Origin of the sequence: Collimonas sp. OK242 (assembly GCF_900107095.1) — a bacterium.
GTDB lineage: Bacteria > Pseudomonadota > Gammaproteobacteria > Burkholderiales > Burkholderiaceae_D > Collimonas.
In genome coordinates this window covers 170,926-194,429 of sequence record NZ_FNOR01000010.1, presented here as the reverse complement: position 1 = coordinate 194,429, position 23,504 = coordinate 170,926, and the positions used below count along the sequence as shown (strand labels likewise).

Sequence of the window (23,504 nt, the reverse complement as noted above, 5' to 3'; positions counted from 1 at the left end):
CTTCGATCTTTCCCATGCGTTGCCGATTTACCGGGTCCTGCGGCCGATTTTGGCTGCAAGATAGCTAATCTTGCGCGCCTGATGCAGGTTTACGTTACGCTAGCTGTAACACCCAACACCAGATAGTATCCGGAGAAAGAGGGGACATCATGATTGATACACTTTCCAGCGCTGCGCTGGCCGGTGGCTTATCGTGGGCCAGCGGCATCCGCCTGTATATGGCGCTGTTCATCGCCGGCTGGTTCGGCCGCCTGGGGTGGATCGATCTGCCGCAGGCGCTGCAGATACTGGAATCGCCGTGGGTGATCGGTGTTACCGGCTTGCTGACGGCCCTCGAGTTTCTGGTGGATAAGATTCCCGGACTTGATTCAGTCTGGGACGCGATCCACACCTTTATCCGGATTCCGGCCGGCGCCATCCTCGCGGTGGCCGCCATGGGCCACATGGATCCGGCCTGGACTACGGTGGCGGCGCTGATAGGCGGCACTTTTGCGCTGGGTGCGCACGCTACCAAGGCGGGCAGCCGGGCCATGATCAACACCACGCCGGAACCCTTGAGCAACTGGGCTGCATCGTTTTCCGAAGATGCGACCGTGCTCGGCGCTTTATGGGCGGCGTTTTTCCATCCCTGGCTGCTGTTTGCATTCCTGTTCCTGTTTTTCCTGTTTGCGATCTGGCTGCTGCCTAAACTGTGGCGCGGCCTGCGTTGGGTATTTCATAGGCTTGCCACATGATTTTTTTGCAGTCTCTACGCATGACCCAGCGCGACTGGCGCGCGGGCGAATTACGTTTCTTGCTGATCGCTTTGATCGTGGCCGTTGCCTCCTTATCGGCAGTCGGCTTTTTTGTAGACCGGATGCGCGCCGGGCTGAACCGCGACGCCCACCAGTTGCTGGGCGCCGACTTACTGATTTCCGGCGATCAGCGCATTCCCCCCAGCTGGCGTAAAGAGGCCGAGCGCCGTCAGCTGACTTCGGCTGACACGGTTGTGTTTCCCAGCATGGCCATCGCCGGCGAGGGCGAGCGCGCCAGGTCGCAGCTGGCTTCGCTGAAAGCGGTCAGCGCCGGCTACCCGCTGCGCGGCGCCCTGGTGGTCGCCGCTAGCGTCGGCGGCACGGACGCCAAAACCCGGCAGATTCCAGCCGCAGGCACAGTCTGGCTGGATGCCAATATGCTGAGCGCGCTGAACCTGGCGGTGGGCGATCCGCTCAAGCTCGGCGACCGTACTTTCAAGATCGCCAAAGTGCTGGTGGTCGAACCCGACCGTGGTAGCGGCTTCATCAATTTCGCGCCGCGCGTGATGTTGTCCATGGCCGATCTGGCATCGACCAACCTGATCCAGGACGGCTCGCGGATTACCTATCGTTTGCTGCTGGCCGGCACCCCGCAACAGGTGCAGGATTTCCAGAAATGGGTAGAGCGCGATATCAGCCGCGAAAACCTCAAAGGCGTGCGCATCGAGGGCCTGGAAAACGGTCGCCCTGAAATGCGCGCGACACTCGATCGCGGCCAGCAATTCCTGTCTCTGGTCGGCTTGTTGTCAGCCTTGCTGGCGGCCGTTGCGGTGGCGATGGCGGCGCGCCGCTTCATGCTGCGCCACCTGGATGCCTGCGCCATGTTGCGCTGTCTGGGCCTGACGCAAAATCAGGTGACGCAATTATATTTGCTGGAATTTCTGCTGCTCGGCCTGGCCGGCAGCCTGATTGGCGTAGTGCTCGGTTTCGGCGCGCATTTCATGTTGCTCGACCTGCTGGGGAAATTTGTCGCCAGCGATTTGCCGGGCGCCAGCGTGATGCCGGCTTTGCAAGGTTTGATCACTGGTATGCTGCTGCTGACCGGCTTCGCCTTGCCGCCTATCCTGCAACTGCGTAATGTGCCGCATAACCGCGTGATCCGGCGTGAACAAGATGCGCCGCAAGCGTTGGTGCTGGCAACCTACGGGCTGGGCACGCTGACATTTGTCGGCTTGCTGTTATGGCAGGCGGGCGACCTGAAACTGGGTTTGCTGACCGCGCTCGGGTTTTTGGGCGGTTTTGCCGTGTTCGCCTTGCTGGGCTGGCTGGCGCTGAAAGCCTCGCGCCATGTGCGTAGTTTGTCGCGTAATCCGAGCTGGCGCTTTGCGTTGACTGCTTTACAGCGGCGGCCGGTGGCGACCATCGTGCAGATTGTCGCCTTGTCGCTGGGTTTGATGGCTTTGTTGCTGCTGACAGTCATCCGCGGCGATCTGGTCGGCGCCTGGCGTCAGGCCACGCCGGTCGATGCACCCAATCGCTTCGTGATCAATATCCAGGATGATCAACGCGCCGATATTACGCACCGCTTGCAGGCGATCGGCGTCGTCCAGCCGCAGCTGTTTCCCATGATTCGCGGCCGCCTGACCCAGGTCAACGGCAAGCCGATCACCGCCGATACTTATCCCGAAGACAAGGCCAAGCGCCTGGTTGACCGCGAATTCAACCTGTCCACCATGAACCAGCTGCCGGCCCAGAACACGGTGAGCGCCGGCCGCTGGTTTGACGATACGCAAGCTGCCGCCTCCGTTGAGGAAGGCCTGGCCAAGACCTTGAACCTGAAGCTTGGCGATACATTGCAGTTCGATATCGCCGGCCAGCTGGTGAGTGCGCCGATTACCAGCTTGCGCAAGCTGGAGTGGGGCTCGATGCGCGTCAATTTCTTTGTGATTCTCAACCCCAAGCTGATGAACGCCATGCCGCAAACCTGGATCACCGCTTTCAATTTGCCGGATGCACGCGCCAATTTCAGCAACGAACTGACACGGGATTTTCCGAACCTGACGGTGGTCGATATCGGCAGCGTCATCAAGCAGATCCAGGGCGTGATCGATCAGGTTGTAGCGGCGGTCGAATTCCTTTTCCTGTTTACGCTGTTGTCAGGTGCGCTGGTGCTGTATGCGGCGCTGATCGGATCGCAAGACGAACGGACCCGCGAGGCCGGCCTGTTGCGTGCGCTGGGTGCAACCCGCAAGCAATTGTCGCGATCGCAATGGATAGAATTCGGCCTGATCGGCAGTCTCGCCGGTTTCCTGGCGGCCAGCGGCGCGGCGGCAATCGGCTGGGCCCTGGCGCATTATGTATTCAACTTTACCTGGACCTTCAGCCCGCTGGTATGGCTGGCCGGGATGGCGATCGGTACGGTCTGCACATTTGCCGGCGGCTGGATCGGATTGCGGCATGTGCTGAATCAACCGCCGTTGCAAACCTTGCGCGAGGCCTGAGTCGCGAGACCTGATTCGGCACCCTGCGGCGTCATTTCGGGGATAATGCCGGCTTACGCTATCATTCTTCCCCATGACTACAGAACACACACCTACCGCCACCGAGCCAGCGGATCAGCAGCCAGCCAGCCTCTACGACATGATAGGCGGCGCCGGCAAGCTGCGCGAACTGGTCGACCGTTTTTACGACCTGATGGACCTGGAGCCGCAATTTTCCGTGATCCGGGCCTTGCATCCGACTACCCTCGATGGTTCGCGCGACAAGTTTTACTGGTTTTTAAGCGGCTGGAGCGGCGGCCCCGATTTGTATATAGAGCAATTCGGCCATCCGCGCCTGCGCGCCCGTCATTTACCGTATGCGATTGCTTCGCCGGAGCGCGACCAGTGGCTGCGCTGCATGGCGCTGGCGATGCAGGATGTCGGCATGGAGGAAGGGCTGCAGGAGCATTTGCTGACGTCTTTCTTCCAGACTGCGGACTGGATGCGCAACAAAGCTGACATTCAGCCGTGATTTCGCTGTAGCCCATAGTTCCACAGTTTTGCCGTTTTCAATTTCGCAGTTTTCAATCAATTCAGGAATACATGACATCATCAGAGTTGCTCATCTTGCTAGCCGTTGCCGCCGTTATCATCGTGCTGCAAATTATCGCCATCGTGCGCAGTTCACGCGGCACGGATCCGGCGCAGCAACTGCAGCAATTGCAGAGCGATCTGCAAGGCCTCCAGCAGGATCAACAAGATCGCGGCGAGCGCCAGCAACGCGAACTGCGCAGCGAGGTGCAAACCAGCGCGCAAGGCATGCGCCAGGAGCTGGGCAGTAATTTCGGCCAGCTGCAGCAAACCCTGGCCGCGCAAATGACCAGCGTCGCGACTTTGCAAAACAACCAGATCGATGCCTTTGCCCAGCAACTGGTCAAGCTCAATGAAACCAACGCCCAGCAGCTCGACAGCATGCGGCTGGCGATGAACCAGCAGGCGCAGACCAATCGCGAGGAGCAGGCACAGTCGCTCAAGCGCTTCGGCGACACGCTGAACCAGACCTTGGCGGCACTCACCGAATCGAATGCGCAACGGATGGCGGAAGTGCGCGCCACGCTGGAAGCCAAGATCAAGGATCTGCAAAACGACAACGGCTTGCGCCTCGAAGAAATGCGCAAGACCGTGGATGAAAAATTGCACGCAACGCTGGAGCAGCGCCTGGGCGAATCGTTCAAGATCGTCTCCGACCGCCTGGAAAAAGTACATCAGGGCCTGGGCGAGATGCAGCAGCTGGCCATCGGCGTCGGCGACCTCAAGCGCGTGCTGACCAACGTCAAGACGCGCGGCACCTGGGGCGAAGTGCAGCTTGAGATGTTGCTGGAGCAAGTGCTGACGCCCGAGCAATACGCCAAGAATGTGGAAACCGTTCCCGGCAGCGGCGAGCGGGTCGAGTTCGCTATCAAGCTACCCGGCAATGACGATGGCGGTACGCCGGTGTGGATGCCGATCGACGCCAAGTTCCCGAAAGAACAATACGAACGCCTGGCCGACGCCGCCGATCGCGCCGATGCCGAGGGTGTGGCATTGGCTTCGCGCGAACTGGAGCGTGCGGTGCGCGGCGAAGCCAAGACGATTGCCGAGAAATACCTGTCGCCGCCGCTGACCACCGATTTCGCCATCCTGTTCCTGCCGACCGAAGGCCTGTATGCCGAAGTCATGCGCCGTCCCGGCCTGGCCGATGAATTGCAGCGGCTGCACAGGATCAGCATTGCCGGGCCGTCTACCTTGTCGGCCTTGCTGAACAGCCTGCAGATGGGATTCCGGACGCTGGCGCTGGAGAAGCGTTCGTCCGAAGTATGGCAGGTGCTGGGCGCGGTCAAGACCGAATTCGGCAAGTTCGGCGACGTGCTGGCGGCGACCAAATTGACGCTGGAACGGGCCGCCAAGAATATCGACCAGGCGGAAGTGCGCAGCCGCCAGATGGCGCGCAAGTTGAAATCGGTGGAGGCATTGCCGAGCGATGCGGCGCAGCGCCTGTTGGGTAAAGAGCCGGAACTGGCGCCTGACGACGAAAGCTGAAGCAACATCCCCGGTGTCGTCTTATGGCCGGCTCCGTGCAGATCGACATCAGGCCATGCAAGGCATCGCGAACGGCGCCTTTCCTGCTTGCCGTATCACTTCGACCTCAATCCCCAGGCAAGTCCTGACGATATGCGATTGGGCAAAGCGTCGTGCTCCAAAACAATCAAACTTGTTGAGTGGCTGGCGACGCTGGGGATGCGGCTGGCTGGAAAGAGAGAAGTATGCGAGGGTGGCAATCTACGTGAATGTATTGCGCAGATTTTATTGTAAGTGAGAATTATTACTACTTACAAGAATGCTCAATAAAATAATTTTTAGCTTTTGTCAGCTTGTCGCCGGTTACATCTGGTAGCAACTATGCATGGTCGGAAATGGTTAAGTAATAAGCTCTGACCTATACTATTGCCATGGCAAGCATTGGGCGGGTAGTTTCGAATAGCCGCGCATTTGCTGGGCAAGTAAAGGCGGGAGTTCGCCGAAGCTCGCTGAACAGAACCGAAAGAAAGGAGCTTATCATGCGTACACTCATGATCCTGGCGGCGGTCGCCATGCTGGCCGGTTGCGCGACGGATGCCGAACGTGCCGCTCAGGCGCAACGCGACGTCGACCAGATGATGCGCATCTACGGACCGGCTTGCGACAGACTGGGATATAAAAGCAATTCCAACGAATGGCGCAACTGCGTGCTGCGGCTGGATACAAAAGACAATACCGAACGTTACCCGGCTACGACAACCTGCTTTGGGCACCCTGGCTTAATCCAATGCACGTCGTTTTGACGCCAGCGCTTTTCTGACAATTAAAGTTGTGCTTTTCCGCAGGACATCAGTACTTGAATTGATGTCCTGTTTTCACGTGACGACGGTGCGCAGGCAAGTTCTAAGCCGCGGCATCGTGACAGCAAACGCACATCTTGTTGCCGTCGGCATCGCGGAAATAGGCGCCGTAATAATCGGCATGATATTCGGGGCGTAAACCGGGCGCGCCTTCGCACCGGCCGCCGTTTTTCAGAGCGGCCGCATAAGCGTTGGCTACGGCAGCCCGAGTCGGGGCGAGCAGCGCGATCATTTGGCCGTTGCCGGCAGTAGCCATTTCGCCGTTGTAAGGCGAACCGATGACGAACAGGGGGCGCGCCTTGCCGCTTGCCATCCAGCCCGCCCACGGTTTGTCTGTATCGCAGAATTTCAGCTGCAGGCCCAGGGTATCCATGACAGCCGAATAAAACCGGAACCCGCGCTGAAAATCGGTGACGCCGACAAAGACATGAGAGATCAAGGGTTTTTCCTTTCGATATGAGGGAGAAAGACGTGAACGATCAATACAATCTGCAGCGCTTCGTGACTGCCCAACAGCTAATCTTCGATATCGTACGCGAAGAACTCAGCAAGGGCCGGAAACGAAGTCATTGGATGTGGTTCATTTTTCCCCAGATTCAGGGATTGGGCCGCAGCGAGATGGCATTCAAGTATGCCATCTCTTCGATCGAGGAAGCCAAGGCGTATCGGGCGCATCCGCTGCTTGGGCCGCGGCTGCTGGAGTGCAGCCGGCTGGTCGACGCTGTCGACGGAGCTTCGATAGAAGATATATTCGGCTATCCGGACTACATGAAATTTCAATCTTCAATGACCTTGTTTGCCAAAGCCGCTCCCGACGATCAAATTTTCAACGACTGCTTGCGGAAATATTTTGACGGAGAGCCGGATCAGTCCACGCTTTCCCGCTTGTGACCGGCGGGTTCGACACGCAGCAAAGGCCAGCCAAGCAGCCATTTCTTGTGCCGCAAGCGTTCATTGAACTGCGCGCGTTTTTCATCGATGAAGCTTGGTGTCGGTCGGACGATGGCTGCATACAGGTCGTCTAGCCCGAACGGCGCTGCAATTTCCAGATGATCGCCGTCGGTGTATCTGACTGCCACCGCAGTTGCCGTTTCCGGCCAGAACCGCATGGCGTCACAGCTTGACTGGTAGGGCGCATCGCCATTGCGGGCGTGCATCCGGCTTTGATTTTTCACCGACCAGGCGATCGTATTATCGCTATTCCTCAGGCGATTTTCCAATTGCAAGTCGATGTCTGCGCCGTTCCTGGAGGAGTCGAACCAAATCACGTCGACATCTCCGGAGGGGCCTGAGGGGGCTCTGCCGTGCAATGCGTCCCAGACCGCATTTCTGATGAAGCCGGCTGCGATCCAGCAGTCGGGCAGATCGAGGGAGTGCACCAGCGCTATCAGACGTTGCCGCACCGGATCCGCTAGCAACAAAGATTTGAGATCATCGCGGTGTTTCATGCTTGTGCAAACTTACCTGAGCGGCTGGGCGGGGCGAAACTCATATGCAGTTGCCGCTGCAGTCTCGGTTTGCAGCGGCTTCCATATCAGGCGCGATCTTGTCTGATATCCCAGTTCTTCATAAAAGGCAATTACCCGCTGGTTGAAGTCCCATACGGTAAGCCGCAGGTCGGTGGCACCTTTCGACGCAGCCCAGGCTTCAACGGCAGACATCAAGCTGCGTCCAATAGCAGGTCAGCTTCAGTTGCGGTTCTTATGATCATAGGAATATATAAAGAGGACTTGTCGCCATCTCGCTGATCAACACCAGCATGAAAGATCTGCCCAGCTGCTGCAGGTCGCGCCTGTATTGTTTGAACATGTTCTTATCTTGCCTGGCTGGCGCCGGGGATCAGATCAAACCGTCAAACAGGATCACCTCGACTGTATCGCCGCTTGCCACGTCAGTCTGCTCATGCGCCAGGACGATCATGCAATTGGCTTCCGCCATGGAGCGCAAGATGCCCGAGCCCTGCGCCGCGGTAGGGCGTACGGTCCACTGGCCGTCGCTCATGCTCAGGATGCCGCGCTGGTATTCCGTGCGGCCCGGCCGTTTGCGAATGCCGACGGCGGCGGTGGCGCGCATTAACGGCAATGGCGCGACTTGCGCACCCATCATCTGCAGCAAAGCGTCGCGCGCAAAAAAGTAAAACGACACCATGACCGCGACCGGATTGCCGGGCAGGCCGAAAAACAGGGCTTGCCTGCCGGCCGATGCGATGCTGCCGAACGCCAGCGGGCGGCCCGGGCGCATGCCGATTTTCCAGAAGGCGACATCGCCCAGTTGCGCCATCATTTGTCTGGTGTGATCGGCATCGCCGACCGAGACGCCGCCGGAAGTGATGATGACGTCGGCGTTTTCGCAAGCGCTGCGGAAAGCGCTTGCTAGCGCCTGCGGATCGTCGCCCACCACGCCCATGTCGATGATGTCGCAGCCGAGCCGCTGCAGCATGCCGTACAAGGTATAGCGATTGGAGTCGTAGACGCAGCCGGCGTCCAGCACTTCGCCGACCGAGCGCAATTCGTCGCCGGTGGAGAAAAATGCCACGCGCAGCCGGCGTCTTACCGGGATTTCGGCAATCCCTAGCGACGCCAGCAAACCGAGATCGGCCGGGCGCAGGATGCGGCCTTGGCCGATGGCAGTTGAGCCGGCTTTCAGATCTTCGCCAGCCAGGCGGCGATTTGCGCCAGGCTTGACGGCTGCCAATGGAATGGTGATTGAATCAGCCGGACTGCCGGACGGGATGCTCACAAATTCCTGAGGGATCACGGTATCGAGCCCATCCGGCATCAGAGCGCCGGTCATGATCCGTATCGCCTGGCCGCGCGCCAGCGCTCCTTGGTAGGCGCGGCCGGCATGGGCGGTGCCGACCACGCTTAGCACAGTATCGGCGTCGGGCCGCAGGTCGACGGCGTTGAACGCATAACCGTCCATGGCCGAGTTGTCATGCGCCGGGACATTGATGGGCGAGATGATATCGCTTGCCAGCACCCGGTCAAGGGCGCTGCGCAGCGCCACTTTTTCAACCGCAGTGACTGGCGTGATGCAATCGTGAATGATGGCTTGCGCCTGCTTGACCGGCATTGCATGCGGATCGTAGTCCGACAGGCAACTGGTCAGTTCGGACAAGGAAGGCTTGGCTGGACGGGCATTCAAATTGGTCATTGCATTATCGCTGTTGTAACTGTTCTCGAGTATTGATGTTGCGGAAAGCGTCGGCGTCGGTAAACGGCGTTACGCAGTAGTTCAGGCGGCTATACCATGCCTCTATCTTACGCCCGCCGCCCAGCAGGAAGTCATTGAGCTCGGTTAATAAACCGGTTTTCAGCAGCATGAATGCCGGCTGCGGCTGGATCGTCCGGTCGCCGTGCTTGTCATGGTCGATCGTGCTTGCCACCGCCAGGTCGGCATGTGCATTTTGCAGCGCTTGCGCCAGACGCTGCACCAGATCATGCGGCAGATAGGGCGAGTCGCAAGGCGCCGTCGCCAGGTAAGGACTTGTACAGTGGCTCAAGCCCGCCTGCAAGCCCGCCAGCGGGCCGGCAAAATCTGGCTGTATGTCCGGCCAGACCGGATGTCCGAACGCCGCGTAGCTGCTCTGATTGCGGTTAGCGTTGATGATCAGGCTGCTGACCTGAGGCGCCAGGCGCGCAATGACGTGCGCCACCATCGGCTGCTCATCGAGCAGGACCAGGCCCTTGTCGACGCCACCCATGCGCGTGCCGCGGCCGCCGGCCAGTATCAGGCCGGTGATATTCTGCGCAACGGGTGCAGCTGTTGCAGGGGCAGGATCAGTTTTCATGGCGAGCCGTCGTCAGCCGCCTATATACGACATTTCCACTTTCTTCCGGGTGGCTGCCAAACCCTCGGTGTGTTGCGTCCGCAATTCAGAATAACGATCGTCACGCGCACGCCACAGCTGGCCGATGACGCTAGAGATTTCGGGATCGCTGCATTCGCTGCGCAACAGGGCGCGCAGATCGTGGCCGGCGCTGGCAAACAGGCAGGTGTATAGCTTGCCTTCGGTCGACAGGCGGGCGCGCGAACAGTCGTGGCAGAACGCCTGGGTGACGCTGGAGATCAGGCCGACTTCGCCAACGCCATCGGCATAGCGCCAGCGCTGCGCGGTTTCTCCCAGGTAGTTGGCTGCCACCGGGTGCATCGGCAGTTCGGTCTGGATCAGGCGCGCGACTTCGGCAGAGGGCACTACTTCATCCATCTTCCAGCCGTTGGAGGCGCCCACATCCATATACTCGATGAAACGCAGGATATACGGCGTGTTTTTGAAGTAACGCGCCATCGGCAGAATTTCCTGGTCGTTGACGCCGCGCTTGACAACCATGTTGACCTTGATCGGCCCCAACCCGACCTGATGCGCGACTTCCAGGCCATGCAAGACCTCGGCAACCGGGAAATCGGCGTCGTTCATGCGCTGGAAGATGTTTTCGTCGAGTGCATCCAGCGACACGGTGACACGCTTGAGGCCGGCATCTTTCAGCGCCTGCGCCTTTTTTGCCAACAGCGAACCGTTGGTGGTCAGCGTCAGGTCGAGTTCCTTGCCATCCGGCGTCTTCAGGGCGCTTAGCATGGCGATCAGCGTTTCGATGTGCTTGCGCAACAAGGGCTCGCCGCCGGTCAGGCGGATTTTGTGAACGCCATGGGCGATGAACAGACTGGCCAGCCGGGTAATTTCTTCAAACGACAGCAATGCGGTGTGCGGCAAGAATGCATAGTCCTTGTCGAACACTGCGCGCGGCATGCAGTAGACGCAACGGAAGTTGCAGCGGTCGGTGACCGAGATGCGCAAGTCGTGCAGCGGCCGCCCCAGTTCATCGGCGATCAGGCCGGTCGGCGTTTCAAGGATGGAGGGCAAGGCCGGTGGCGGAGACGGCCGCAAGAAACTGCGGCTATCGATCAGCGGGATGACTTTTTTAGTCATGGTGTGTGTCTGCAAAGGTGTGCAAGGTATTGCATCTCTAAACTGGGTGGCAACTTCTACAAGATACCATGAGCGTCGTTTTTTGGCTGCGGCAGACTGTGGAAGCCGGTCCCAGACGTGACAAAGGGAGTCAGAGACTCCCTTTGTTTTATTGCCATCGTGCTACACCGCTAATAACTTGCGGTGAGCCGTCAGCTTATGACTGTGAGCGCTGGGTTTCGACTTGAACCAGCGGCTCGCTGGACTGCGTCGGCAAAGGCTTGCGTTCGCGCGGCACGCGCGGTGCCGGGGCGATGCTTGCCGTTGCTTCCTGCGCTGCACGCAGTTTGCTTGGATCGGTTGCCGCCAGTGTCAGACCTGCTGCAGCCAATACGCTTTGCAAATCTTCAACCTTAGGCGATGCGCTTGGCGCGGCTGTCTTGATGACGGCCGGCACCTCGGCTACCGGTGCCGGTGCAACTGGGGCAACTACCTGAGCTGCCGTTTCAGCAACTACCGGAGCTGCAGTTTCGATTTGCGGCTCTGCTGCCGGTTGGCTGACAGCGATAGCGGCTACTTCAGGCAGTACCAGCTGATCCGGTACGGCTACTGCCGCCGGGACCGGAATAACGACCGGTTCAGGCTCGGCTGCAGGTGTCGCAACAACTGGAGCTGCAGCAACTGGCGCAGGGGCCGGGGCTGCTGCCGCCGGCGTCACTTCGACTGCGACCGCAGCGGCTTCCTGTTGCACCGCAGCTTGCGGCTCAATTTGCTGTGCAACTTGTTGAGGAACCAGCGGTGCCGCGATTGCGTTCGACAGCGCTGTCGGAGCAGGCGCTGCCTCAAATGCCGGAGCGCTCACTTCTTGCGATGCCGGAACTGACGAGGCCATCATCGGTGTGCTGTGGCTGACCGCGACGGCTGGTTCAGCCTGAGTCGGCACATCGACCGTTGTTGTTGCGGGAGCAACAACAACGGTGCTGGCTTCTGCCGTACCTGCTACTGCAGCGGCTTCGCCTGTTTCGACTTCATCGCTGCCGCCTTCGGTCGTGCCTTCGGCGCCGTCACGATCGCGACGGTTGCGGTTACGGCCACCGCGACGACGACGACGACGTGGTTCTTCGTCTTGCTCGCCGGCTTTGGTTTCGACTCTGCCGCTATCGATTTGCGTTGTTTCCGCAGTATCGGCAATAGCGGCTGCAGCGACGGCTACGCCACCCTTGAGCAAAGTGTCATCGATTTTTTCTTCGCTCAGGTTTTCCTTGCGCTCTTCGCGTGGCGGACGCGGTGGGCGTTCGCTGCGTTCGCGCCGGCCCTCATTGCGATTTTCCGATTTGCTGTCGCTGGCGTCGCGTTGCTCTCTTGGCTCTCTCGGTTCGCGCGGAGGGCGTGGCGGACGTGCCTGCTGGTTTTTAGCGTCTTTGGCTTCTACCGTCTCAACCAGCGGTTTCTTGGCATTGTCGTCGCGTGTTTCCGATTTGCCATCGCTGCCATCGCGATTGCGACCGCCACGGTTACGGCCGCGTTGACCACGATTGTTGCGGTCGCCACGGTCGCCGCGTTGTTGCGGGCCCTTGGTTTCTGCCGGTGCGGCAGGAACCGCCGCCGGCGCAGCCGGTTTGCTGAAGAAGAAACCGAAGATCTTGCCGAGGAAGCCTGCTGCTGCAGGAGCGGCAGCAACTGCTGTCGGACCTGCTGCTGTTTCTGCCGGCTTGCGCTCGACGATAGGCGCCGGCTGGTCTGGCGTAATGCCCTTGACCACGGCTTCCTGACGCGGTTTGCCTTCTTCTTTTTGGGTTTTGTTGTAACCGATGTCGGTATCGGCTTGCTCCGCCATGGCATAGCTGGCCTGGGTTTCTTCCAGGCGCGGATCGTCGTGCTTCAGGCGTTCCAGCTTGTAGTGCGGGGTTTCCAGATGCTTGTTCGGGATCAGGATGATGCTGACCCGGTGACGGGTTTCGATCTTCAGGATCTCGCCGCGCTTTTCGTTGAGCAGGAAAGCAGCAACGTCGACTGGCGCCTGGACGTGGATCGCTGCCGAATTTTCTTTCATCGCCTCTTCCTGGATGATGCGCAGGACTTGCAGGGCGGACGATTCGGTATCGCGGATGTGGCCGGTGCCGTTGCAACGCGGGCAAGTCACGTGGCTGCCTTCCGAGAGCGACGGACGCAGGCGCTGGCGCGACAATTCCATCAGGCCGAAGCGTGAAATCTTGCCCATCTGGACGCGGGCGCGGTCATAGCGCAGTGCATCTTTCAGGCGGGTTTCGACTTCGCGCTGGTTCTTCGAATTCTCCATGTCGATGAAGTCGATCACGATCAAGCCGCCGAGGTCGCGCAAACGCAATTGACGGGCAACTTCTTCCGCTGCTTCGCAATTGGTGTTGAATGCGGTGGTTTCGATGTCGCCGCCGCGGGTAGCGCGCGCCGAGTTGACGTCCACGGAAACCAGGGCTTCGGTATGGTCGATCACGATCGCGCCGCCGGATGGCAGGGGCACGGTGCGCGAGTACGCGGTTTCGATCTGGTGTTCGATCTGGAAGCGGGAGAACAGCGGCACGTCGTCGCGATAACGTTTTACGCGGTGCACCATGTCGGGCATGACGTGAGCCATGAACTGCTGGGCCTGGTCGTGGATTTCATCGGTGTCGATCAGGATTTCGCCGATATCCGGCTGGAAGTAATCGCGGATCGCACGGATCACCAGCGACGATTCCTGGTAAATCAGGAAAGCGCCATTACCTTGCGTGCCGGCGCCTTCGATAGCGCGCCAGAGCTGCATCAGGTAGTTCAAATCCCATTGCAATTCGTCAACGTTGCGGCCGATGCCGGCAGTGCGGGCAATCACCGACATGCCGTTGGGCAGGTCCAGCTTGTCCATGGTTTCGCGCAATTCCTGGCGATCTTCACCTTCGACGCGACGCGAAACACCGCCGCCGCGCGGGTTGTTAGGCATCAGGACCAGATAACGGCCAGCCAGGGAAACGAAGGAGGTCAGGGCGGCGCCTTTATTGCCGCGCTCTTCCTTTTCAACCTGCACCATGATTTCCTGGCCTTCGCGCAGTGCATCTTTGATCGATGCGCTACGAACGTCTACACCTTCTTTAAAGTAAGTGCGGGCAACTTCCTTGAACGGCAAAAAGCCATGACGCTCTTCGCCGTAGTTGACGAAGCAGGCTTCCAGCGACGGCTCGATACGGGTAATCACACCTTTGTAGATATTGGACTTGCGTTGTTCGCGTCCGGTGGTTTCGATATCGATGTCGATGAGCTTTTGCCCGTCAACAATCGCCACGCGCAGTTCTTCTTGCTGCGTGGCATTAAACAACATGCGTTTCATTTTTCGCTCCGTGACCCTCGGGTCAATGCAATGGCGCTTAAAGATTGCTGTTCTTCAGCATTTCTGTCAGCGACAAAAAGTACAAGGATGTACGCGAGAACGGAGTGTCTGGGGGGGGAGGGTGCCTTGGTGTGTTTGCGCCGATCTACAAAGTAGGGCGCAGTGCACAGGCGCGGACCTAGTGCTGCCGTGTTTTACTGAAAACTACCAGCGTGCACCGGTACAGCGTCTTGCGATTCGCGGAACGCGAGCACGACGCCTGGCGGTGAGCAGCTTGATAGAGCCAAATAAAGCATTGGTTTCAGTAAAGTTAATCGACTTGTTATAAGCACTACATCAACCGGCGAGCTCGTCGCAATCGCAACATTCGTTGCAATCGCATCGAGCTCGCCGGACTTTATCCTAATCATCCAGACATTCTTGTTCAGCATCCGTGCGCGTTATCCGATGACAACAACGGTGCGACCTTGACTCGCGCAGGGGTGATGCGTACACATTTCCCATCAAATTTGCAAATTGGCGAGGCTGATGGGCGCGCCCCTGTGTAGAATGGTCTTTTTATTCTTACACCAGCAACTGTTTTCTAACAATTGCAGAACAATTATATATTCAAAATGAAGGACTTAGCGAGATTTTCTGGAGGACGGGTTGAGACTCGTCCCAAGGCGCGGGCACAGGCCGCGCCCAAGCATAAGGCCGAACGTAATGTAGCCGTAAAGCAAGAGGTGTTGGCGCCGCCGCCACCGCCACTTGCTGTGCAGTTGTTGACTATTGCGGAAGAGGACGCGGGTCAACGCATCGACAATTTTTTATTGCGTATTTGTAAAGGAGTGCCCAAGAGCCACATTTATCGCGTGCTGCGTTCCGGTGAGGTCAGAGTCAACAAAGGCCGCATCGACCAGACTTACCGGCTGGTGGAGGGCGACGTGATCCGTGTGCCGCCGATCCGTATTGCTGAAAAGCAAGCGCAAGTGGTGCCGGGTGCGGAATTCAAGATATTGCTGGAAGACAATCATTTGCTGGTGATCGACAAGCCGGCAGGGGTTGCCGTGCATGGCGGCTCCGGCGTCAGTTATGGCGTCATTGAGCAACTTCGTGCGGCCCGTCCGCAAGCCAAGTTCCTGGAACTGGTGCATCGGCTGGATCGCGACACCTCCGGCATCTTGCTGCTTGCAAAGAAGCGTTCTGCGCTGACCAATCTGCATGAACAGATGCGCGACGGCGATACCGACAAGCGTTACCTGGTGCTGGTGCATGGCGACTGGCAAAACGAACGCCAGCACGTCAAGCTGGCGCTACACAAGTATACGGCGGCCGACGGCGAACGGCGCGTGCGGGTGCAAGCCGACGGCCAGGCATCGCACACGATTTTCAACCTGATCCGCCGTTACGGCGATTATGCTTTGCTTGAAGCCGAGCTGAAGACCGGCCGCACCCATCAGATCCGGGTCCATCTGGCGGCCAGCGGCTTTGCGATTGCCGGTGACGACAAGTATGGCGACTTTGCCTTGAACCGGGCTTTGCAGAAGGCCGACGGCCAGCGTATCGCCCTGAAAAGAATGTTTTTACATGCTTATCAGATTACTTTCGCGCACCCTGAAACCGGCAAGCCGGTAACTCTCAAGGCGCCGTTGCCGCCGGAATGCGAGAAATTCCTGGCGAGCCTCCCAAAAAATGACTCGGCGGCAACGTCGGTGACTAAGGGCGATTAGAATATATCAGTTAGTATTTGTTTATCGGCTCGTCGATGTTGTTATCGCCAAGCCGCAACAGGAGTTGGCAAAGGATTGTCTGGCAATATGGCGCGAAAAAAATTTGACTTGATCGTATTTGATTGGGATGGCACTTTGATGGATAGCACGGCCATCATCGTGAAGTGTATTCAGGCGGCGGCCAGGGATCTGGGGCTGGCGATTCCGGACAACAAGGCAGCTTCGCATGTGATCGGGCTGGGTTTGGGAGAGGCGATGCAGGTCGCGATGCCGGGCCTGGAGCCCAGCCAATATCCGCGGGTGGTGGAGCGCTATCGTTATCACTATCTGGCGCAGGACCAGGACCTGACCTTGTTTGACGGCGTCCGTGAAATGTTGGCGGACTTGTCGCAGCAGGGATATTTCCTGGCGATCGCCACCGGCAAGAGCCGGGTCGGACTGAATCGCGCCTTGCATGAGACTAAGTTGCTGTCGGTATTTGACGCCACCCGCTGTGCCGATGAAACTTTCTCGAAGCCGCATCCGGCCATGCTGCAGGAGTTGACCCGCGAGTTGGGGCAAGACCTGAAGCGCACCGTGATGATCGGCGATACCACACATGATCTGCAAATGGCGATCAATGCCGGCGCAGCAGGGATTGCGGTGCAGTATGGCGCACATCCTGCGCACGAGCTGGATGTGCTGAAGCCGCTGTTCAATGCGAGCTCGACGCTGCAACTGCATGCCTGGCTTAATGAGAACGCCTGATGCGAGGCCGGTGAGCGGACCAGTGAGCGAGGCGTTGTGAATACCATTCGTATCCCCATCTGTGCTTCTTCTGCGTTGGCAGAGCGCGGTAAAGGCGTGCGCTTTGCGGTTACCGCCTGGGGCGAAGATGCTGTTGCGTTTGCCATACGCCATCACAACATCGTTCACGCTTACCTGAATCGCTGCGCGCATATTTCACTGGAGCTGGACTGGAATGAAGGCGAATTTTTCGAATCCAGCGGTTTGTATCTGATGTGTGCAACGCATGGCGCGGTGTACGAGCCGGAAACCGGGCGATGCGCCGGCGGCCCATGCCGTGGTGGCCGCTTGCATAAGATTATGGTTGAAGAAAGCAATGATCAGGTGTTCTGGATCCCTGATGAATACATACGGCCGGCGCTTGCCTGAGATTGCATGGCTGCCGTATTCAATAACGATTTCGGATAAACGAAGTGAGCAAACACCATGAGCAATAACGGATTTGATAATGTGGGAACCGCAGTGCCCGTTAAAAAAGAAGGTTGGGAGCGCGAAGTGCTGGAGAAGCTGGCATTCGCTTCGCTGCGCGAGCAGCGTGCGCGGCGCCGCTGGGGGATTTTCTTCAAGCTGGCTTTTCTTGGCGTAATCGGTTTCGCGTTTTGGCTCGGCATGAATTACGAAGGCTCGGATACGCAAACCGTCGGTGCACATACAGCGCTGGTCAAGATCAACGGCGCCATCGAATCGGAAGGTAACGGCTCGGCCGGCGTGGTGGTGCCGGCGCTTGACAATGCTTTTGCCGCGGATGATTCGGTCGGTGTGATATTGCGCATCAACAGCCCTGGCGGCAGCCCGGTGCAAGCCGGCATCATCAATGATGAAATCGCTCGCTTGCGCAAAGAGTATCCGCACAAGCCGCTGTATGTGGTGGTTGATGAGATGTGCGCTTCCGGCGGTTACTACATCGCTGCTGCGGCCGATAAGATCTATGTCAATAAAGCCAGTATCGTCGGTTCGATCGGCGTGCTGATGGATGGCTTCGGCTTCACCGGATTGATGGACAAGGTTGGTGTCGAGCGGCGCTTGCTGACGGCTGGCGAGAACAAGGGTTTCCTCGATCCGTTCAGCCCGATGAGTGCGGCCCAGAAGGGTTATGCACAAACCATGCTGGCGGAAATTCATCAGCAGTTTATTGACGTCGTGCGTAAAGGCCGCGGCGCGCGCCTGAAAGAAACGCCGGAAACTTTCTCCGGCCTGTTCTGGAGCGGCTCCAAGGCGATCGAGATGGGTCTCGCCGATGGTTACGGAACGGTGGATAGTGTTGCACGCGATGTCTTGAAGCAGGAAGACATTGTCGATTACACCAAGAGCGAAGGTTTGCCTGAGCGCGTGCTGAAAAAATTCGGCGTGGCGATGGGCGCCGGTGTGGTGCAATCCATTGCGAATAACGTCAAGCCAAGTCTGCGTTGAATTTGATGCAAGAGTTCGCTCGCACAACATCGCGAGCGAATTCCGAAGGCAATGTCAAAGTGGAAACCGACATATCGTAATACCTTAATTTGCCTTGTATCTTCGCGATCCTGTTGTATATTGAAGTGACCCGAGGAATAGCGAATGGAGGAGGCGATTATAGAAATAGTTGAATCGTTGACCACTCAGTTGCAATTGTTTCGGTAGCAAAAAGTCACGCCATTGCAATACAACCCCTTGCATTACGTAGTACATTTGCTGCTGGACAAACCCCCGCATCATGGATGCGGCACCGAGAAGTTTTCGACTTCTCAATATAATGTCTTTCGGGACAGGCAAATACGGCGACGGCGCAACACCGTCGTCGTTTTGCATTTTGCGCGCGAAATTATTGAGCGGCTATCGGGCAACTATTGAGCAAGAAACAGGAACACGGTTGGTTTCTTGTGAAAGTCCGGATGTTTGCCGGCCGCCAGGGCCGCCTTCCATTTGGCCGCGGTCTGGGTTCTGATGGTTTCGGAGGGCAGGGTCAAATCGGTGGCCACGCAAATCAGCGTGCCGGCTTGGCAGGCATGCGCCAGTGCTTCCAGAAATGCACTATTGCGATACGGCGTTTCAATGAACAACTGCGTCTGCTGTTCCTGGCGTGAACGCAACTCCAATGCCTTGATGCGTTTGCCGCGTTGTTCAGCGTCGGTGGGCAGATAGCCGTTGAAGGCAAAGCTCTGGCCGTTAAGGCCGCTGCTCATCACTGCCAGCAACAGCGACGAGGGGCCGACCAATGGCCGTACCTGAATCCCGTGTGCATGGGCTAGCCGTACCAGATTGGCGCCGGGGTCGGCGACTGCCGGCACGCCTGCTTCCGAGATCAGGCCGGCATCCTGGCCGGCCAGGATAGGCGCCAGCAACGCAGGTAATGCAGCGCTGGCGGTATTGACGTTGAGTTCGGCGATTTGAATTTCCTGCAATGGCTTGGCCAGCGACTGGGCGGCGTCAATCAATTTCAAAAAGGCGCGCGTCGTCTTGGCATTTTCCGCGATGAAATAATCCAGCCGGGCGGTGAGCGCCTGTACTTCAAGCGGAATGATCGCAGCCAGCGCGGTTGCCGGTGATTGCTCCGATCCGGCTTCGCTCTGGCCTAGGGTGTTGGGAATTAAATACAGAATGCCTGGCATGTCGGTTTATCTTATGAAAAATGGGAAGGCGGCGCGGCGCAGCATACCGGTCAGCGCGATTAATGGCAAACCTGTCAAGGCAGTCGGATCGGTGCTTTCGATTTTTTCCAGGATGGCGATGCCCAGTCCTTCATTTTTTGCACTGCCAGCGCAATCGTAAGGTTGTTCAATGCGTAAGTAGGCATCCAGTTCGGCATCGGGCAGGTCGCGGAAGGTGACAAAAGTCTGGATATTTTCTATCTGCGCCGCTTGTTCGGCCTGGCTCTGCCGGCTATCCCACACGCACAGGGCGGTGTGGAATATGACGCGGCGGCCACGCATCTTCTGCAGTTGTGCCAACGCATTTTCGTGATTGCCGGGTTTGCCGATCTGTTCGCCATCCAGCGTAGCAACCTGGTCCGAGCCGATCACCAGCGCATTTGGCGCGGCCAGCGCCACCGTGCGGGCTTTTTCCAGGGCCAGGCGCAAGGCGGTGGCTTCCGGACTTTCGCCGGGATGCGGTGTTTCGTCGATGTCCGGCACTACCACCTCAAATGGGATCTGCAGCCGGGAAAGCAATTCTTTGCGGTATTTGGAGCTGGAGCCGAGGATCAGTCGCGGCGGGAACGGGTGTACTATGGGAGAGGTCGTTTGTTGTAAGGAAGCCATGGTTTTCGCTGGTTGAACGATTGCCCAACAATAAAATGCCGAGAAAGTGAGGAAAACACGCTAACACTTTGACGAATAAGGGAAAAGGCTGTTATTATCGCAGGTTTTCCGGGTTCGGCTGGGTTCGGCTTTATTATGAGTGCTTTTGTCATCGACGCCTTTGAGTATTCGCGCCATAAAGAGCGCCGTGAAGGCGAAATCGCCGTGGCTGACTTGAGTCGCCTGGCCGATGAATCGGCAGACCGCTCCGGCTCTCTGCATTGGATTCTGGTTGGCGGCGCCGATCACTTGGGGCATCCCCAGTTGACGATGTCGGTAACGGGCTCGATCAAGATCATGTGTCAGCGCTGTTTGACGCCGTTTGTCTTCGATATCGATGCGGAATCCGCGTTGGTGTTGGCAAAAGATGAAGAAAGTGCAGATGCAATCGATGCGCTTCTCGACGATGATGAAATCGATGTCATCGTCGGCACTAAATCACTGAATATCGTTGAGTTGGTTGAGGATGAGGCTTTGCTGGCCTTGCCGCTGTCGCCCAAGCATCCGGTTTGCCCGGACCAGTCTGCACTGGATGGGTTGAAAAGCAGCAAAAAAGAATCGCCATTCGCGATGCTGAAGAATTTGAAATAGTAAAAATGATAGTGGGAAAGAGTTTGAGAGCCGCCGAAGCGTGGCGAATTACTCTGTCCCCAACTGATCAGAAATAAGGAATTGCGGTAAATTTGTTGCGCTGATTTTCACATGAATGTGATTCCGTGTGACTAAGGTGTGGCAATAGGTAGTAAAATCCGCGCACAAACGCGGCAGGAATATCCAGCCTTTCCCTGTTCTGAGGGTTGGATATGTTAAACTTTAAGATCTTAAGAAAGCAGGAGTTATCATGGCTGTTCAACAAAATAAAAAGACCCCATCTAAGCGCGGCATGCACCGCGCCCACGATTTTCTGGTTGCACCTCCGCTGGCTATCGAGCCAACGACTGGTGAAACACATCTGCGTCACCATATCAGCCCAAATGGCTTTTACCGTGGCCGTAAAGTGTTGAAGACCAAGAACGACGAGTAATACTTGTTCTTGCGATGCAGGGTGAAGGCGGCGCGATGAGTTTTACTCAGCAGCGCCGTTTTTGTATGCGAAATACACTGAATAAATCCTTGCGTCATTTTGAATCGCGCCCAATCTGCCTCATAATACGGCTTAGAGTAGGCACTGAATCAAAACAATGACAATCAAAATTTCTATCGACTGTATGGGTGGTGATCACGGCCCATCGGTTACCGTTCCTGCTGCTATTTCATTTGCCAATCGCGAGCCTGAGGCCGAGTTGGTATTGGTTGGTCTTGAAGAGGAAATTCGGGCGCAACTGAAAAAGCACAAGGCGAGTTCCCATCCGCGTATATCGGTGCACCATGCATCCGAAGTGGTGACCATGGATGATTCCATCGAAACCGCATTACGCCGTAAAAAAGATTCCTCAATGCGTGTCGCCCTGCGTCTGATCAAAGACCAGCAGGTGCAGGCGTGCGTCTCGGCGGGCAATACCGGCGCCTTGATGGCGGTCTCCCGTTATTTGCTCAAGACTTTGCACGGCGTTGACCGTCCTGCCATTTGTACTCTTCTTCCCAATCAAAAAGATCGTCCGACCTACATGCTCGACCTGGGTGCGAACGTTGACTGCGAAGCTTTGCATCTGCATCAGTTTGCCTTGATGGGGTCGGCTCTGGTGTCGGCCATGGAAGGCAAGCCAAGGCCGACGATCGGTTTGCTGAACGTCGGCGCAGAAGATATCAAGGGCAATGAGGTAGTCAAGCAGACCGCGGCGCTGCTGCGCGCGGATCATGAAAAAGGTATCCTGAATTTCTACGGCAATGTCGAAGGCAACGATATTTTCGAAGGCACTACCGACATCGTCGTCTGCGACGGTTTTGTCGGCAACGTCACGCTCAAGGCTTCCGAGGGCTTGGGGCGTTTCGTCAAGACGGTATTAACGACGGAATTCAAGAGCGGTATTTTGAACATGCTGGGCGCACTCGTCGCCCGCGGCGCAATCAAGGCGATCTCGCGCCGCCTGAATCCTTCGCGTTATAACGGCGCCAGCCTGCTTGGCTTGCGCGGGCTGGTTTTCAAAAGCCACGGCAGCGCCGACGCTTATGGTTACGAATGGGCCATACAGCGCGCATTCGATGCAGCCAAATATGATGTATTGTCTCGTATTGCGACCACGATTGCGGAGCTGATGCCGCAAGCCGATATCGCCTCCAAGCCTGCGGATGCAGGTGCGGGTGGCGCGTCCGGTGAAATCGTTAATACAGAATTAACCCAACAAAAGACAGCATGACTACATTTAGCAAAATTGTCGGCACCGGCAGCTATTTGCCGCCGAAGCGGGTAACCAATCAAGAGCTTACCGAACAGCTCGCCGCGAAGGGGATAGAGACATCCCATGAATGGATTTTTTCCCGTAGCGGCATCGCAGCGCGCCACTATGCTGAAGCGGATGTGCAATCCAGCGATCTGGCCGTGGCAGCAGCCAGGCAGGCGCTGGACATGGCGCGCATGCAAGCTGAGGATATCGATCTGGTGATCGTCGCCACTTCAACCCCGGACTATTTCGGCGGCTTCCCGAGCACTGCCTGCGTGGTGCAGCAAAAACTCGGCATCACCAATGGCGGCGCGGCCTTTGATGTGCAGGCCGTGTGCAGCGGGTTTGTGTATGCGGTATCGATTGCGGACAGCTTTATCAAGACCGGCGCGCACAAGAACGTGCTGGTGATCGGCACCGAGGTTTTTTCACGGATTCTGAATTTTGAAGATCGCACCACCTGTGTGCTGTTTGGCGATGGCGCCGGCGCGGTGGTCATGACCGGCTCCGCCGAACCCGGCATACTTGCCACCAAGCTGCACGCCGACGGCCGTCATAAAGACATACTGTGCGTGCCCGGCAAGGTGAGTTCCGGTGCGGTTGAAGGCAGCGCCTTCTTGTATATGGATGGGCAGGCAGTCTTCAAGCTGGCGGTGTCGGTATTGGAGAAGGTCGCGAATGAGACTCTGCAAATCGCCGGCATGTCGGCTGCCGAGATCGACTGGCTGATTCCTCATCAAGCCAATATCCGCATCATGCAAAGCACGGCACGCAAACTGGGCCTGGACCCAGAGCGCATGGTGGTGACAGTCGACCAGCATGGCAATACTTCGGCAGCGTCGATTCCGCTGGCGCTGGACCAGGCGGTACGCGATGGCCGCGTCAAGCCTGGCCAGAATGTCATGATGGAAGGTGTAGGCGGCGGCTTTACATGGGGCGCCATTCTGGCACGCATGTAAAAATTTAAGCCAGCGCTTATGCATTTTAGCGCCCATATGGCAGCTTGCTGCCAGACCGCGGCCATATGGCCAGCGT

23 protein-coding genes are annotated in these 23,504 nt (G+C 57.7%); 14 read left to right on the top strand and 9 right to left on the bottom strand.

Translation table 11 applies throughout. The features are described from left to right. Nucleotides 1-149 precede the first annotated feature (149 nt). The 5 genes from BLV81_RS13320 (at nucleotide 150) to BLV81_RS13300 (ending at nucleotide 6,075) form a co-directional block, all read left to right on the top strand. The gene (locus BLV81_RS13320; RefSeq protein ID WP_092356900.1) at nucleotides 150-734 is read left to right on the top strand and encodes a DUF4126 domain-containing protein; all 585 of its coding nucleotides are present in this window, start codon (nucleotides 150-152) and stop codon (nucleotides 732-734) included. Then, nucleotides 734-3,235, top strand: coding sequence for an ABC transporter permease (locus BLV81_RS13315; protein ID WP_092356990.1), 2,502 nt, complete (start codon nucleotides 734-736; stop codon nucleotides 3,233-3,235). The genes BLV81_RS13320 and BLV81_RS13315 overlap by 1 nt, the downstream gene beginning before the upstream one ends. A gap of 139 nt (nucleotides 3,236-3,374) precedes the next feature. Then, nucleotides 3,375-3,746, top strand: coding sequence for a group II truncated hemoglobin (locus BLV81_RS13310; protein WP_369823881.1), 372 nt, complete (start codon nucleotides 3,375-3,377; stop codon nucleotides 3,744-3,746). A 71-nt stretch (nucleotides 3,747-3,817) separates the two neighbouring features. Continuing rightward, nucleotides 3,818-5,293: a DNA recombination protein RmuC gene (locus tag BLV81_RS13305; protein ID WP_092356894.1), complete on the top strand. Its 1,476-nt coding sequence runs from the start codon at nucleotides 3,818-3,820 to the stop codon at nucleotides 5,291-5,293. A gap of 518 nt (nucleotides 5,294-5,811) precedes the next feature. Further along, on the top strand, nucleotides 5,812-6,075 hold the full coding sequence (locus BLV81_RS13300) for a hypothetical protein (RefSeq protein WP_092356891.1): 264 nt from the start codon (nucleotides 5,812-5,814) through the stop codon (nucleotides 6,073-6,075). Nucleotides 6,076-6,175: 100 nt separating this feature from the next. Here BLV81_RS13300 and BLV81_RS13295 read toward each other — a convergent pair whose 3' ends face one another. Beyond that, nucleotides 6,176-6,571: a VOC family protein gene (locus BLV81_RS13295; RefSeq protein WP_092356888.1), complete on the bottom strand. Its 396-nt coding sequence runs from the start codon at nucleotides 6,569-6,571 to the stop codon at nucleotides 6,176-6,178. A gap of 32 nt (nucleotides 6,572-6,603) precedes the next feature. On the opposite strand from BLV81_RS13295, the gene BLV81_RS13290 reads away from it, so the two are divergent. Next, nucleotides 6,604-7,023 (top strand): DUF1810 domain-containing protein, encoded by a 420-nt coding sequence (locus BLV81_RS13290; protein ID WP_092356885.1) that lies wholly within the window; start codon nucleotides 6,604-6,606, stop codon nucleotides 7,021-7,023. Here BLV81_RS13290 and BLV81_RS13285 read toward each other — a convergent pair. From BLV81_RS13285 to BLV81_RS13260, 6 genes are all read right to left on the bottom strand, one after another. After that, a complete protein-coding gene (locus tag BLV81_RS13285; RefSeq protein WP_092356882.1) occupies nucleotides 6,999-7,580 on the bottom strand; it encodes a nucleotidyltransferase family protein in 582 nt (193 codons plus the stop codon). The genes BLV81_RS13290 and BLV81_RS13285 overlap by 25 nt on opposite strands. Nucleotides 7,581-7,592: 12 nt before the next feature. After that, nucleotides 7,593-7,796: a GNAT family N-acetyltransferase gene (locus BLV81_RS13280; protein ID WP_255365191.1), complete on the bottom strand. Its 204-nt coding sequence runs from the start codon at nucleotides 7,794-7,796 to the stop codon at nucleotides 7,593-7,595. Nucleotides 7,797-7,971: 175 nt separating this feature from the next. Beyond that, nucleotides 7,972-9,285, bottom strand: a complete 1,314-nt coding sequence (gene glp, locus BLV81_RS13275) for a molybdopterin molybdotransferase MoeA (RefSeq protein ID WP_092356877.1) — start codon at nucleotides 9,283-9,285, stop codon at nucleotides 7,972-7,974. Nucleotides 9,286-9,289: 4 nt separating this feature from the next. After that, entirely contained in the window at nucleotides 9,290-9,922 is a 633-nt protein-coding gene (mobA, locus tag BLV81_RS13270) for a molybdenum cofactor guanylyltransferase MobA (protein WP_092356874.1), read from the bottom strand. 12 nt (nucleotides 9,923-9,934) lie between these two features. Continuing rightward, nucleotides 9,935-11,059 carry a GTP 3',8-cyclase MoaA gene (gene moaA, locus BLV81_RS13265; protein WP_092356871.1) on the bottom strand — a complete coding sequence of 375 codons (1,125 nt, stop codon included), beginning with the start codon at nucleotides 11,057-11,059 and terminating at the stop codon, nucleotides 9,935-9,937. A gap of 196 nt (nucleotides 11,060-11,255) precedes the next feature. Further along, a complete protein-coding gene (locus BLV81_RS13260; protein ID WP_092356868.1) occupies nucleotides 11,256-14,378 on the bottom strand; it encodes an Rne/Rng family ribonuclease in 3,123 nt (1,040 codons plus the stop codon). 614 nt (nucleotides 14,379-14,992) lie between these two features. Here BLV81_RS13260 and BLV81_RS13255 point away from each other — a divergent pair. From BLV81_RS13255 to BLV81_RS13240, 4 genes are all read left to right on the top strand, one after another. Next, entirely contained in the window at nucleotides 14,993-16,090 is a 1,098-nt protein-coding gene (locus tag BLV81_RS13255; protein WP_092356865.1) for an RluA family pseudouridine synthase, read from the top strand. 87 nt (nucleotides 16,091-16,177) lie between these two features. Beyond that, complete coding sequence (locus BLV81_RS13250) at nucleotides 16,178-16,837, top strand: HAD-IIIA family hydrolase (protein ID WP_092356862.1); 660 nt, start codon at nucleotides 16,178-16,180, stop codon at nucleotides 16,835-16,837. A 36-nt stretch (nucleotides 16,838-16,873) separates the two neighbouring features. Continuing rightward, complete coding sequence (locus tag BLV81_RS13245) at nucleotides 16,874-17,245, top strand: Rieske (2Fe-2S) protein (RefSeq protein WP_092356859.1); 372 nt, start codon at nucleotides 16,874-16,876, stop codon at nucleotides 17,243-17,245. Between the two features lie 57 nt (nucleotides 17,246-17,302). Continuing rightward, on the top strand, nucleotides 17,303-18,286 hold the full coding sequence (locus BLV81_RS13240; protein ID WP_092356856.1) for a S49 family peptidase: 984 nt from the start codon (nucleotides 17,303-17,305) through the stop codon (nucleotides 18,284-18,286). Nucleotides 18,287-18,696: 410 nt separating this feature from the next. Here the strand turns inward: BLV81_RS13240 and BLV81_RS13235 are convergent, their stop codons facing one another. Together BLV81_RS13235 and BLV81_RS13230 are read right to left on the bottom strand one after the other, a co-directional pair. Then, entirely contained in the window at nucleotides 18,697-19,461 is a 765-nt protein-coding gene (locus BLV81_RS13235; protein WP_092356853.1) for an SAM-dependent methyltransferase, read from the bottom strand. Between the two features lie 6 nt (nucleotides 19,462-19,467). Then, nucleotides 19,468-20,109, bottom strand: coding sequence for a Maf-like protein (locus BLV81_RS13230; protein ID WP_092356850.1), 642 nt, complete (start codon nucleotides 20,107-20,109; stop codon nucleotides 19,468-19,470). Between the two features lie 135 nt (nucleotides 20,110-20,244). Here BLV81_RS13230 and BLV81_RS13225 point away from each other — a divergent pair, with 135 nt between their 5' ends. From BLV81_RS13225 to BLV81_RS13210, 4 genes are all read left to right on the top strand, one after another. Continuing rightward, complete coding sequence (locus BLV81_RS13225) at nucleotides 20,245-20,739, top strand: YceD family protein (protein ID WP_176992834.1); 495 nt, start codon at nucleotides 20,245-20,247, stop codon at nucleotides 20,737-20,739. A 250-nt stretch (nucleotides 20,740-20,989) separates the two neighbouring features. After that, nucleotides 20,990-21,172, top strand: coding sequence for a 50S ribosomal protein L32 (gene rpmF / locus BLV81_RS13220; RefSeq protein ID WP_014006864.1), 183 nt, complete (start codon nucleotides 20,990-20,992; stop codon nucleotides 21,170-21,172). Between the two features lie 157 nt (nucleotides 21,173-21,329). Continuing rightward, nucleotides 21,330-22,445, top strand: coding sequence for a phosphate acyltransferase PlsX (plsX, locus tag BLV81_RS13215; RefSeq protein ID WP_092356844.1), 1,116 nt, complete (start codon nucleotides 21,330-21,332; stop codon nucleotides 22,443-22,445). Then, complete coding sequence (locus BLV81_RS13210; RefSeq protein ID WP_092356841.1) at nucleotides 22,442-23,428, top strand: beta-ketoacyl-ACP synthase III; 987 nt, start codon at nucleotides 22,442-22,444, stop codon at nucleotides 23,426-23,428. Before plsX ends, BLV81_RS13210 begins: the two co-directional genes overlap by 4 nt. Nucleotides 23,429-23,504: the final 76 nt, after the last annotated feature.

What these genes read in the sequence shown, in the direction of transcription:
- BLV81_RS13300 (WP_092356891.1), top strand. Translation starts at nt 5,812, where the DNA reads ATGCGTACACTCATGATCCTGGCGGCGGTCGCCATGCTGGCCGGTTGC.
- moaA (WP_092356871.1), bottom strand. Translation starts at nt 11,059, where the DNA reads ATGACTAAAAAAGTCATCCCGCTGATCGATAGCCGCAGTTTCTTGCGG.
- BLV81_RS13250 (WP_092356862.1), top strand. Translation starts at nt 16,178, where the DNA reads ATGGCGCGAAAAAAATTTGACTTGATCGTATTTGATTGGGATGGCACT.
- BLV81_RS13240 (WP_092356856.1), top strand. Translation starts at nt 17,303, where the DNA reads ATGAGCAATAACGGATTTGATAATGTGGGAACCGCAGTGCCCGTTAAA.
- mobA (WP_092356874.1), bottom strand. Translation starts at nt 9,922, where the DNA reads ATGAAAACTGATCCTGCCCCTGCAACAGCTGCACCCGTTGCGCAGAAT.
- rpmF (WP_014006864.1), top strand. Translation starts at nt 20,990, where the DNA reads ATGGCTGTTCAACAAAATAAAAAGACCCCATCTAAGCGCGGCATGCAC.
- BLV81_RS13255 (WP_092356865.1), top strand. Translation starts at nt 14,993, where the DNA reads ATGAAGGACTTAGCGAGATTTTCTGGAGGACGGGTTGAGACTCGTCCC.
- BLV81_RS13210 (WP_092356841.1), top strand. Translation starts at nt 22,442, where the DNA reads ATGACTACATTTAGCAAAATTGTCGGCACCGGCAGCTATTTGCCGCCG.
- BLV81_RS13230 (WP_092356850.1), bottom strand. Translation starts at nt 20,109, where the DNA reads ATGGCTTCCTTACAACAAACGACCTCTCCCATAGTACACCCGTTCCCG.
- BLV81_RS13285 (WP_092356882.1), bottom strand. Translation starts at nt 7,580, where the DNA reads ATGAAACACCGCGATGATCTCAAATCTTTGTTGCTAGCGGATCCGGTG.
- plsX (WP_092356844.1), top strand. Translation starts at nt 21,330, where the DNA reads ATGACAATCAAAATTTCTATCGACTGTATGGGTGGTGATCACGGCCCA.
- glp (WP_092356877.1), bottom strand. Translation starts at nt 9,285, where the DNA reads ATGACCAATTTGAATGCCCGTCCAGCCAAGCCTTCCTTGTCCGAACTG.
- BLV81_RS13260 (WP_092356868.1), bottom strand. Translation starts at nt 14,378, where the DNA reads ATGAAACGCATGTTGTTTAATGCCACGCAGCAAGAAGAACTGCGCGTG.
- BLV81_RS13235 (WP_092356853.1), bottom strand. Translation starts at nt 19,461, where the DNA reads ATGCCAGGCATTCTGTATTTAATTCCCAACACCCTAGGCCAGAGCGAA.
- BLV81_RS13320 (WP_092356900.1), top strand. Translation starts at nt 150, where the DNA reads ATGATTGATACACTTTCCAGCGCTGCGCTGGCCGGTGGCTTATCGTGG.
- BLV81_RS13305 (WP_092356894.1), top strand. Translation starts at nt 3,818, where the DNA reads ATGACATCATCAGAGTTGCTCATCTTGCTAGCCGTTGCCGCCGTTATC.
- BLV81_RS13225 (WP_176992834.1), top strand. Translation starts at nt 20,245, where the DNA reads ATGAGTGCTTTTGTCATCGACGCCTTTGAGTATTCGCGCCATAAAGAG.
- BLV81_RS13310 (WP_369823881.1), top strand. Translation starts at nt 3,375, where the DNA reads ATGATAGGCGGCGCCGGCAAGCTGCGCGAACTGGTCGACCGTTTTTAC.